8 protein-coding genes and 1 tRNA gene are annotated in these 10,532 nt (G+C 52.1%); 4 read left to right on the top strand and 5 right to left on the bottom strand.

Features of this window, described 5'->3' with window-relative positions; translation table 11 throughout:
- Positions 1-401 precede the first annotated feature (401 nt).
- From EU556_RS07150 to EU556_RS07135, 4 genes are all read right to left on the bottom strand, one after another.
- Entirely contained in the window at positions 402-1,673 is a 1,272-nt protein-coding gene (locus EU556_RS07150) for an adenylosuccinate synthase (RefSeq protein WP_135432520.1), read from the bottom strand.
- Positions 1,673-2,020, bottom strand: coding sequence for an STAS domain-containing protein (locus EU556_RS07145; RefSeq protein WP_135432518.1), 348 nt, complete (start codon positions 2,018-2,020; stop codon positions 1,673-1,675). The genes EU556_RS07150 and EU556_RS07145 overlap by 1 nt, the downstream gene beginning before the upstream one ends.
- On the bottom strand, positions 2,017-2,508 hold the full coding sequence (locus EU556_RS07140) for a Fur family transcriptional regulator (RefSeq protein WP_135432516.1): 492 nt from the start codon (positions 2,506-2,508) through the stop codon (positions 2,017-2,019). The genes EU556_RS07145 and EU556_RS07140 overlap by 4 nt, the downstream gene beginning before the upstream one ends.
- Positions 2,509-2,661: 153 nt before the next feature.
- On the bottom strand, positions 2,662-4,881 hold the full coding sequence (locus EU556_RS07135; RefSeq protein WP_135432514.1) for a RelA/SpoT family protein: 2,220 nt from the start codon (positions 4,879-4,881) through the stop codon (positions 2,662-2,664).
- A gap of 245 nt (positions 4,882-5,126) precedes the next feature.
- Between EU556_RS07135 and EU556_RS07130 the strand changes: the two genes are divergently transcribed.
- The 4 genes from EU556_RS07130 to clpX all read left to right on the top strand — a co-directional run bounded on the left by EU556_RS07130 (position 5,127) and on the right by clpX (position 8,904).
- Positions 5,127-5,208 (top strand) — tRNA-Leu (locus EU556_RS07130).
- Between the two features lie 125 nt (positions 5,209-5,333).
- Entirely contained in the window at positions 5,334-6,662 is a 1,329-nt protein-coding gene (gene tig, locus EU556_RS07125) for a trigger factor (RefSeq protein ID WP_135432512.1), read from the top strand.
- Between the two features lie 110 nt (positions 6,663-6,772).
- Positions 6,773-7,480, top strand: a complete 708-nt coding sequence (locus tag EU556_RS07120) for a ClpP family protease (RefSeq protein ID WP_135432510.1) — start codon at positions 6,773-6,775, stop codon at positions 7,478-7,480.
- 200 nt (positions 7,481-7,680) lie between these two features.
- Positions 7,681-8,904, top strand: a complete 1,224-nt coding sequence (clpX, locus tag EU556_RS07115) for an ATP-dependent Clp protease ATP-binding subunit ClpX (protein WP_135432508.1) — start codon at positions 7,681-7,683, stop codon at positions 8,902-8,904.
- A 438-nt stretch (positions 8,905-9,342) separates the two neighbouring features.
- On the opposite strand, the gene lpxB is transcribed toward clpX, so the two are convergent.
- Complete coding sequence (lpxB, locus tag EU556_RS07110; RefSeq protein WP_135432506.1) at positions 9,343-10,452, bottom strand: lipid-A-disaccharide synthase; 1,110 nt, start codon at positions 10,450-10,452, stop codon at positions 9,343-9,345.
- Positions 10,453-10,532 lie beyond the last annotated feature (80 nt).

Genomic DNA, 10,532 nt, shown 5'->3' with positions numbered 1-10,532 from the left:
TTTTTTTCTGTCTCGTGTGCCTCGGCGCTTCCGGTTGAAGCGGGGTGCAAAGGTACGCAGAGCGTTTCTGCTTTTCCTAATGCGCCGCGCAACTTTTTCTGCGCCCGGTTCGTAGCCCGCCTCCGTTTGATTTGGGAGTGCAAAAGTCAGCCTTTCATTTCGCTTTTGCAAGCCTAATAGAGAAAATTTCAGGTGCCGTAGGATGCATCTACCACCCTTCTTCTCCCCGCAGGCTGTGCCATAACTACTTATATGAGTTTCTTAGTTCACAGAATGCGAAGATTTTTTATCAAGCCCCTTTGAATGTAGTCCTTGGCCCTTCTAATCTTTGCTTTCGCTCTATACATAAATGCAACGAGCAGCCTTTTGGGGCTGCTCGTTAATAGGAAAAGCAAGATAACTTAACTCAAGTGCAAGGTGCTAACTCGATCTGGACCTACGCTAACTATGCTAACAGGCACTTCTAAATGCTTCTCTAGGAACTGCACGTAGCTTTTTAGCTCAGCGGGTAATGCCTGAGGGTCTGTTACAGCTTGCAGATTAGTGCGCCAACCGGGCAAGCTTGTATATATAGGAGTCAGGTTTTCTAAATCACCGTGGTCAGGCAGGTGGTCGGTTTCCTTTCCGTCAGCGGTGCGATAGTGCGTGCAAATCTGGATTTCATCAAACTCATCCAGCACGTCAGCTTTCATCAAGTGAATCTCCGTGACGCCGTTCAGCATAATGCTATAACGGAGCGCGGGTAAATCGATCCAGCCGCAACGACGTGGCCGACCTGTGGTAGAGCCAAACTCCCGACCGGCCTGCCTAATCTGCTCCCCTACCCCATCTAGCAATTCCGTTGGGAACGGCCCGCTACCTACACGAGTGCAGTAGGCCTTGCTGATACCGTATACCTTCTCGATATGCTTAGGCGCAATACCTAGGCCAGTGCAGGCCCCAGCTACAATAGTGCTGGAAGAGGTAACATAAGGGTACGTGCCAAAGTCAATGTCTAGCATAGAGCCTTGTGCTCCTTCTGCCAGTACATTTTTGCCTTGCTTTAGCAAATCGTTCAGTAGATATTCCGTGTCGGTGAGCTGCAGGGTACGCAGGAACTCAATAGCAGAGAAGAAGTCAGCCTCAAACTCGCCTATTTCCAGCTCCTTTCCGTGGAACTGGGCGAGCTGAGCATGCCGAGCTACGGCCTCCTGATAACGCTCCTGGAAGTCTGGCAGCAGGATGTCGCCGACGCGTAGGCCAGTGCGACCAATTTTATCTTGGTAGGTTGGGCCAATACCTTTTAGGGTGGACCCAATTTTGCTGCCACCTCGAGCCTCTTCGTTTATCCGGTCGAGGGCACGGTGTGAAGGCAGGATCAGTTGGGCTTTGCGGGAAACGTAGAGGTTCTTGGCCCAATCGATGCCACGGTCAGTGAGCTTCTGCAGTTCCTGGCGGAATACGAAGGGGTCGAGTACTACACCATTGCCGACAACATTAATAATGTGCGGATGGAAAATACCCGAAGGAACTTGGTGTAAGACGTGCTTAATGCCGTCGAAAGTAAGCGTGTGGCCTGCATTAGGGCCGCCCTGAAAGCGGGCTACTACGTCGTAGGTAGGGGCAAGTACGTCAACGATCTTTCCTTTCCCTTCATCACCCCACTGCAATCCAACTAGTACGTCAACGGGCATCAGTTCGCGGCTTTCAATTGTTGAGCGGCCGATGCTTCATCGTCCGCAATGGAAAAAATAGCGTTCAGCTTAGTTAAAGCCAACATTTTACGAGGGTGGTCGGCGGGGTTAATCAACAGCATTTCCCCACCACGGCTACGAAACTTGGTCAACAACGACACCAGTACTCCAATACCTGTGCTATTGATGTAGCGAATCCCGGACAGATCTACCGCACAATTGCGGAGTTCATCACCTAGGTGCTGATCGACGCTTTGTAGCAACTGCTGGGTATCGGGGCTACCGATCAGGTCGCCGGATAGGCGCACGAAGAGGATACCGTCCTGGACGGTGCTATCAGTTTTCATTCGGCTAAAGAGCGGGCGGCGGCTTTGGCGCGGCAATCACCGCACACACCGTAAAGGTTTAAAGAGTGGTGCAAGATATGGAAGTTGAGTAACTCCCCTACCATTGTCTGGATGCCGTGGATGCGCGGATCACAAAACTCCACGACTTTATGACACTCCGTACAGATGACATGATCGTGCTGGCGGTAACCGTAGCTCTTCTCATACTGGGCTAGGTTGCGGCCAAACTGATGCTTGCTTACTAGGCCATGTTCTACCAACAAGTCTAGCGTATTATAGACTGTAGCGCGGCTAACCTGCAGGCCTTGCTCCTTCATGCCAGCGAAGAGCTCTTCGACATCGAAGTGCCCTGTGCGGGAATAGATTTCTTCGAGGATGGCATAACGCTCTGAGGTTTTGCGCAGCCCTTTGTTCTCGAGGTAAGCAGTGAAAATCTTCTTTACCTCTGCGTATTTCTCTTGATCGAGATGCTTCTCCGTTGTGGGCATTTTTGCGACCTTATATATAAGGAGCTAAAACAGCAGGAACTAAGGTAAGTTTTAAGTAAGCTAAGGATCAGACAATGAGACACCGTCTATTATCCCCCATACTTACTCAGCATCCTTATACTGTTTTGTGCTCTCGCTTTTGATTTAGACTTTTTATGACCGAACGGATGAATCAAACCGCTCTACTTGCAATACGCCGTTCACTTTCGACAAGCGCTGAATCATCTTATTCAAGTGAGCAGTGTCGTTTACGAAGACCATGATCTGTCCCTCGAACATTCCATCATTAGAGTCGATGGTAATGGAGCGCATGTTTACCTTGAGGCTGTTACTGATAATGCGAGTAACATCGTTCACTAGGCCTACCCGGTCAGAGCCTTTGATGCGGATGCCTGCCAAGAAGGCCAGTTCCAACTGCTCTGTCCATTTAGCGCGTACGATGCGGTTGCCGTAGTTCGACATCATCTGCACCGCTTTGGGGCAAGACGTCCGGTGAATCACGATGCCCTCGTCGGTCTCAAAGCCAAACACATCATCGCCAGGAATAGGATTACAACAAGGCGCAATGGTGTAGTCAAACTTGTCTGTCTGCTCCCCTATCACTAGCATGTTGGCGCTGAGGCCACGGATCTTCTGCACCTCATGATCAAACGCTTTAGGCTCGAGCATGGAAGGCGAACGGGGAACTTCGATGGCAGGGTCAAACAGATCAGCCTTTATCTCACGGCCATCAATCTGACCGATAGCAATCCGGTAGAAGAACTCCTGCGAATTACGCGTGTTAAAGTGAGCCAGCAGGCGGTTAAGGTTGTCGGGCGTATATTCGATACCCAACAACTCTAGGCGCTTTTCTACTAGGAAGCGACCATCTTCTGCTTTCGACTTTCTATCATCGCGGAGCCACTCCTTGATTTTGCTCCGAGCCTTGGAAGTAATTACGTACTGTAGCCACTCTTCAGTGGGCCGCTGCTTCTGCGAGGTCAGGATTTCTACCTGGTCGCCGTTGCGCAGCTCGTAGCTCAGGGGCTGCAGCTTCTGGTTTACTTTGGCGCCGAGGCAACGTAGGCCTATATGCGTGTGAATCTCAAACGCAAAATCAAGAGCCGTGGCCTTGTCGGGTAGAATGACGAGTTTGCCTTTGGGGGTAAAGGCATAGACTTCCTTCACGAAGAGGTTCTGGCGGAACTCGTCCATGAACTCCAATGCGCTGGAGTTGTTGGTTTCGAGCATCTCGCGCACCTTGTTAATCCACGCTTCCAGGGTCGACTCAGGCTGGATAGCGCCCGAGTCTTTGTATTTCCAGTGCGCTGCGTAGCCCTTCTCCGCAATGTCATCCATGCGGCGGCTGCGGATCTGCACTTCTACCCATTGGCCCGAGCGCGACATAACCGTAGTGTGCAACGACTCATAGCCATTGGCTTTGGGTGTGCTCACCCAGTCACGCAGGCGGTCGGGGTTGGGCTGGTAGAAGTCGGTGACGATGGAATACACTTGCCAGCAGGCTGCTTTTTCCTGCTCCTGGGGTACATCCAGAATGATGCGAATGGCAAACAGGTCATACACCTCATCGAAGGTGATATTCTGCTTGCGCATTTTCTTCAGGATGGAGTAGATGCTTTTGGGGCGACCTTTGATTTCGTAGCCAAAGCCCTGGGCTTTAAGCTCATCATCAATGGGCAGCACAAATTCCTTGATGAATCGGTTGCGGGCGCTGCGACTCTGACGTACCCGATTTACCAGCTCATTATACACCTCGGTGTCGGTGTACTTCAGATACAGATCCTCTAGCTCGGTTTTGATGGCGTACAGGCCTAGCCGGTGGGCCAGCGGCGCGTAGAGGTAAATAGTTTCCGACGCAATTTTGAGCTGCTTGTGGCGCGGCATCGAGTCGAGCGTCCGCATGTTGTGCAGGCGGTCGGCGAGCTTAATGAGGATAACGCGCACGTCCTCTGAGAGCGTGAGCAGCATCTTGCGGAAGTTCTCCGCCTGCTCGGAGGTACCGTATTCGAATACGCCCGAAATTTTGGTGAGGCCATCAACGATACGAGCCACCTTGTTACCGAACTCACGCTCTACGTCGGCGATTTCCCAAGGCGTATCCTCTACTACATCATGTAGGAGAGCGGCTACAATGCTGGTGGTGCCTAGGCCTATCTCCTCCACCACAATCTGTGCTACAGCTAGCGGATGAAGAATGTAGGGCTCGCCCGACTTGCGGCGCATTTCTTTATGGGCCTCTAGGGAAGTATTGAAGGCCTTTTTGATAAGCTTCGCGTCGCCTTCTTTCAGATAAGGCTTAGCGGTGCGGAGCAGGCGGCGGTAGTGGCGCAGAATTTCCTGACGCTCTACTTCGGGGTCGATGACGGTGGACATGGTACGCGGGCGGCGCTTGAGGCACCGGAGTAATAGTTGCTAAGGTACGGCACAGAGCCGATGGGTTGGGCAGGCCCGAACAGTAATTTACGCAAGGAAATCCTGACTTGCGCTACCTATAACAGTACGCTAGGCCACTTAGTGCAGCCCACAAAGGCGCAGAATAATTCTTTTAATGACGAGCACATTTGTTTTTATAAAACCCTTGTGTAGTTTTGCGGCCCCGAGGCAGTTGGCTTCCGGACGCGGATGTGGCGAAATTGGTAGACGTGCCAGACTTAGGATCTGGTGCCGCAAGGCGTGTGGGTTCGAGTCCCTCCATCCGCACTTATCTTTTTGGTTTTTAAAAAAAACCGCTTCTAAACCCTCAACCCACCCGTTGGGGGTTTATTTTTTTATCTGGGTTCTGACCCGCCTTCACCCCACGTAGTACCCTTAACCGACAACCCGTTTTGGACATTACCCTCGACAAGAAAGACGACCAGCTGAGTGCCATCCTGACAGTAAACCTTACGGAGGCTGACTACGCTCCCACCGTGGAGTCGAAGCTGAAGGAATACAGCAAAAAGGCGCAGATCAAAGGGTTCCGCCCAGGCAAAGTGCCGGTTACGCTGGTGCGCAAAATGTACGGCAAGGGCATCCTGGTAGAGGAGATCAACGGCCTGCTGAGCAAGTCAGTAGATGACTATATCAAGGAAAACAATCTGAAAATTCTCGGTGAGCCCCTACCGGTTCCAACCGATGTTGATTTCGATACTCAGAAAGACTACTCGTTTCAGTTTGAGCTAGGCCTGCTGCCCGACTTCGAGCTGCCCGCCGACCAGGCCGTTTCGGTTGACCGCCACAAGGTAGAGCTGGACGAAAACACTCTGAAAGAAACCTACGAGCAGCTGGAGCGCCAGTTCGGTGAGTCGATTGAGCCTGAGACGGCTGAGGCTACTGACTACATCTCGGGCAAGCTGCAGAAGGCTGGCGAAGAGGGTGACGGCCGCGTAGTATTGCTGCCTTTGAATAAGGTAAAGAACGGCGTTGACAAGTTTGTAGGCGTGAAGGTGGGTGACTCGGTAACGTTTGACCTGAAAGACGCTTTCGACGGCGACGCCACGGCTATTTCCAACTTCTCGGGCATGAGCAAAGAGGAGGCTGATACGGTAGAAGGCGAGTACACGCTCTCTATCGAGAAAATTCAGCGCTCTACTCCTGCTGAGTTCAACCAGGACCTGTTCGACAAAGTATTTGGCAAAGACATCGTATCGTCGAAAGAAGACTTCGACGAGAAGGTTCGCACCACGGTGCAGGAGAACTACGACCGTGAGGCTGACAATTTGGTAAACCGTCAGATCATCGACAAGATGCTGGAAAGCACCACCATTGAGGTGCCGAAGGAGTTCTTCAAGAAGTGGCTGGTACGTGCCAACCAGGGCAAGCTGACCCCGGAGCAAGTAGAAGAGCACTACGAAGACTACGAGAAAGAGCTGAAGTGGTCGATGATCCGCAACAAGGTAGTGGAAGCCAACGACTTGAAAGTTTCGAACGAAGAAATCGTTGACCGCACGATGCAGAAGATTCTAGGCCAGTTCAACATGGAGATGACTCCAGAGCTGGAAGAATCGGTACGTGGCTTTGCTGACAACTTCCTGCGTCAGGAGAACGGCAAGAACTACGTGAACGAGTATGAAGCCATTCTGGCAGAGAAAGTGCTGGAAAACCTGCGCGGCAAAGTTGTTGTTAATGACAACGCGATTACGGCCGAGGACTTCCGCAATCAAAATGCTGGCTAAGCGCTAACATTTCGGTTTTCGAACCAACAAAAAAGCCCTTACTTGTCGTATGGGCTTTTTTGTTGCCTATACTTTTCGTCAGACACTTTTTATCTCCCACTTTTTCTGCCATGCTGAATAAAGAAGAGTTCCGCAAATTTGCCGTGAAAGGCCAGGGCCTGAGTGGCCTAGGTGTGGATCAATACATTCAACACGTAGAGGGCCAAACCCGCAATGGCCTGATGCTACCCACGGGCATGACCCGCTCGGTAATTGAGGAACGCCCCACGCGCTTTGCCGAGATTGACGTATTCTCGCGCCTGATTATGGACCGCATTGTGTTCCTGGGTACGGCCGTGGACGACTACATTGCCAACATCCTAACCGCGCAGATGCTGTTCCTGGAGTCGGTTGACGCTAAGAAAGACATCCTGCTCTACATCAACTCGCCCGGGGGCTCGGTGTACGCTGGCCTCGGCATCTATGATACCATGCAGTACGTGAATCCAGACGTGGCCACGATCTGCACTGGCCTAGCTGCTTCGATGGGTGCCGTACTGCTGGCGGGTGGTGCCAAAGACAAGCGCTCGGCCCTCCCCCACGCTCGCGTGATGATTCACCAGCCTTCGGGTGGTGCGCAGGGTCAGTCTTCGGATATCGAAATCACGGCTCGTGAGATTCTGAAACTGAAGAAAGAGCTGTACGATATTTTGGCCGAGCACACTGGCAAAACCTATCAGGAAATTCACGACAACTCGGACCGCGACTACTGGATGCGTGCCGACGAGGCTAAGGAATATGGCCTCATCGACGAGGTTCTGGAAAAAAAGAAGGCGTAACTCAACGCCACATGTCAAACTTGGGTACGCTCAGTTTGACTGCTTTACCCGAAAAAGCCCGCTGTAGCGGGCTTTTTCTTTTTAGTAGAGGCTAATTACGTTGGCACTTTTTTAACGATGCGCGGCGTTGGCCTTTTCGTACCTTTGAGGTAGGTTAGTGAAAGCTACCTCCTCTATCCTTATCCAGAGTCCCCCTCGACATGGCAGATATTACGTGCTCCTTCTGCGGCAAGAACAAAAAAGACGTCACGGTCATGATTTCCGGCATCAACGCCCACATTTGTGAGCGTTGCGTAGGACAGGCCCAGCAGATTCTAAACGAGGAAAATAAGATTCGGGCCAACTCTAAGGCGCCGAAATTTAACCTTGTGAAGCCGCGGGAAATGAAGGAGTACCTCGACCAGTACGTGGTAGGCCAGGACGAGGCAAAAAAGGTAATGTCGGTGGCGGTGTACAACCACTACAAGCGCCTCATGCAGAAGCCGCAGAAGGATGATGTGATGATTGAGAAATCAAACATTATCATGGTGGGCGAAACTGGCACGGGCAAGACGTTCCTGACCAAGATGCTGGCCAACATTCTGCAGGTGCCGTTCTGCATAGCCGATGCTACCGTGCTGACGGAAGCGGGCTACGTAGGCGAGGACGTGGAAAGCATTCTGACCCGCTTGCTGCAAGCTGCCGACTACAACGTAGAAGCAGCGGAGCGTGGCATCGTGTACATCGATGAGATTGACAAGATTGCCCGCAAGAGCGACAACCCCAGCATCACGCGCGACGTGAGCGGTGAAGGTGTGCAGCAGGCCATGCTGAAGCTGCTGGAAGGCACTACGGTGAATGTGCCCCCGCACGGTGGCCGCAAGCACCCCGAGCAGAAGATGATTACGGTGAATACGGAGAACATCCTGTTCATCTGCGGCGGTGCCTTCGTGGGCATTGAGCGCATCATCAAGAACCGCCTGAACACGAAGCCAATTGGCTTTGCCAAGACGCAGTTGGAAGAGAAGATTGATACGCAGAACTTCCTGCGCTACGTAACGGCCCAGGACCTGAAGGCTTTCGGTCTGATTCCGGAGTTAATTGGCCGCCTGCCGGTGCTCACTCACCTCAACCCCCTTGACCACGCCACCCTGCGTAAAATCCTAACGGAGCCCAAGAACTCCATCGTGAAGCAGTACCAGCGCCTGTTCGATATGGAAGGCATTCAGCTTTCCTTCTCCGAAAGTGCCTTAGAGTATATCGTGCTAAAAGCTGATGAGTACCGCCTCGGCGCACGTGGCCTACGCAGCATTTGCGAGGGCATCATGACCGATGCTATGTTCGACATGCCATCTGAGGAAGGCGTGAAGGAACTGGTAATCGATGAAGAATACGCCCGGAGCAAGTTTGAGCAGACTGCTATGAAGCAGTTGAGAGCGGCATAGACCTTAATGAGTGACCTAAAAAAGCTGAAGGCAGAAAGTACTAGCACTTTCTGCCTTCAGCTTTTTTAGGTCACTTCCTATAGTAGAACAAACGTTTCGGCGCCTTTTATTGCTGCTCTGGGTATGTAATAGGTAGATGTATCGGAAGAGAATTGAGTACGGCTTTTAGCACGACTAACAGCAAGCCAATGCGGATACTCTTTCCGAATGACTACTAAGCTACCAGCACGTAGGATGCCTAACATGCCTCTCACTGATAGTATCGTCTAGATGACGATATAGGACAGTAGGTGCCGCTAATTTTAATGCGTGAGCATTGACACTGCCAGTAAATATTTGCCCAATAGCTTGCTCGGGTGTCATGGCTATAAGGAAAATGGCAAACAGAATGAGTCTTGCTATCATGGGATTGAGAAAAAGCGTCTAGTTAGACAAGCGCTATTCACTCAAATATCCCACCATCAGCTTAGCGGCCTTTTCAGCGGCGCGCTGCTGGCCTAGCTTCTCGCGGATTTCGGCGTAGCCGGCTTTCTGCTGGGTAATGAAGGCCTCGTCGGTTAGGACCTTCTTGAGTTCGGGAACGAGGTTGCGGGCGGTGAAATCGCCTTGAATTAGCTCCTTTACTACCTCTTTGCCCGCAATGAGGTTTACGAGCGAGATGTAGGGCACTTTGATAACAGCCTTGCCAATGGCGTACGACACGGCGCTGGTACGGTAGCACACTACCTGAGGCACATCAAATAGGGCCGTTTCTAGGGTAGCGGTACCGCTGGTAACGAGAGCCGCCGAAGCGTGAGCCAGCAGATCAAAGGTCTGATCGAAGACGATGCGGACGTTATTGCGCTCGAAGTTGGAATAGTAGTTCCGGTCGAGATTATCAACGCCGGCCACGATGAACTGATAGTCGAGAAAGGGCGGCAGGATGGCCACCATCTCGTAGAGCATCTCCTCGATTTCCTGCTTGCGCGAGCCGGGCAGCACCGCAATGATCTGCCGCTTTGGGTCGAGGTTATTGCGGGTGTAGAAGTCCTCGGACTTCTGGTGCTCGGCAACGGCATCGGCGGTGGGGTTGCCGATGTAATCTACTTTGTAGTCGAAACGCTGGTAAAATTCTTCCTCGAAGGGCAGAATCACGAACATGCGGTCTACTACTTCTTTCACCTGATGCACCCGGCCCTGGTTCCAGGCCCAGATTTTGGGGGAGATGTAGTAAAACACCTTGATGCCATGGGCTTTGGCAAACTTGGCAATGCGCATGTTGAACCCCGCATAGTCTACCAGAATCACTACATCGGGCCGGTAGGCCAGTAGATCTTTCTGGCACTCTTTGAGGTACCCCCGCAGCTTAAGAATACTAGTAGCGGCTTCCCAGAAACCCATGATGGCCATTTCCTGGTAGTGGTGCACCAGCTCGCCGCCGGCAGCCTGCATCATGTCGCCGCCCCAGCACCGGAACTCAGCCTGCTGATCCTGCTCTTTTAAGGAGCGCATGAGGTTAGCGGCGTGGAAGTCGCCGGACCGTTCGCCAGCTATCAGGTAATATTTCATGTATGAATCTGTAAGCAGAAACGGGCCGAGACAGGTAAGGTGCTGTCTGTCGTTCCAACGCAGTTTTCTATTGGATCAAC

It is taken from the genome of Hymenobacter fodinae (genome assembly GCF_004745825.1).
In the GTDB taxonomy this organism is placed as follows: Bacteria; Bacteroidota; Bacteroidia; order Cytophagales; family Hymenobacteraceae; genus Hymenobacter; species Hymenobacter fodinae.
Note: the sequence above shows the minus strand (reverse complement) of the source record. Positions and strands in the feature narration are given on the sequence as shown.

Coding starts and splice junctions, on each gene's coding strand:
- EU556_RS07120 (WP_135432510.1), top strand. CDS start 6,773: ATGCTGAATAAAGAAGAGTTCCGCAAATTTGCCGTGAAAGGCCAGGGC.
- clpX (WP_135432508.1), top strand. CDS start 7,681: ATGGCAGATATTACGTGCTCCTTCTGCGGCAAGAACAAAAAAGACGTC.
- lpxB (WP_135432506.1), bottom strand. CDS start 10,452: ATGAAATATTACCTGATAGCTGGCGAACGGTCCGGCGACTTCCACGCC.
- EU556_RS07140 (WP_135432516.1), bottom strand. CDS start 2,508: ATGCCCACAACGGAGAAGCATCTCGATCAAGAGAAATACGCAGAGGTA.
- EU556_RS07150 (WP_135432520.1), bottom strand. CDS start 1,673: ATGCCCGTTGACGTACTAGTTGGATTGCAGTGGGGTGATGAAGGGAAA.
- EU556_RS07145 (WP_135432518.1), bottom strand. CDS start 2,020: ATGAAAACTGATAGCACCGTCCAGGACGGTATCCTCTTCGTGCGCCTA.
- EU556_RS07135 (WP_135432514.1), bottom strand. CDS start 4,881: ATGTCCACCGTCATCGACCCCGAAGTAGAGCGTCAGGAAATTCTGCGC.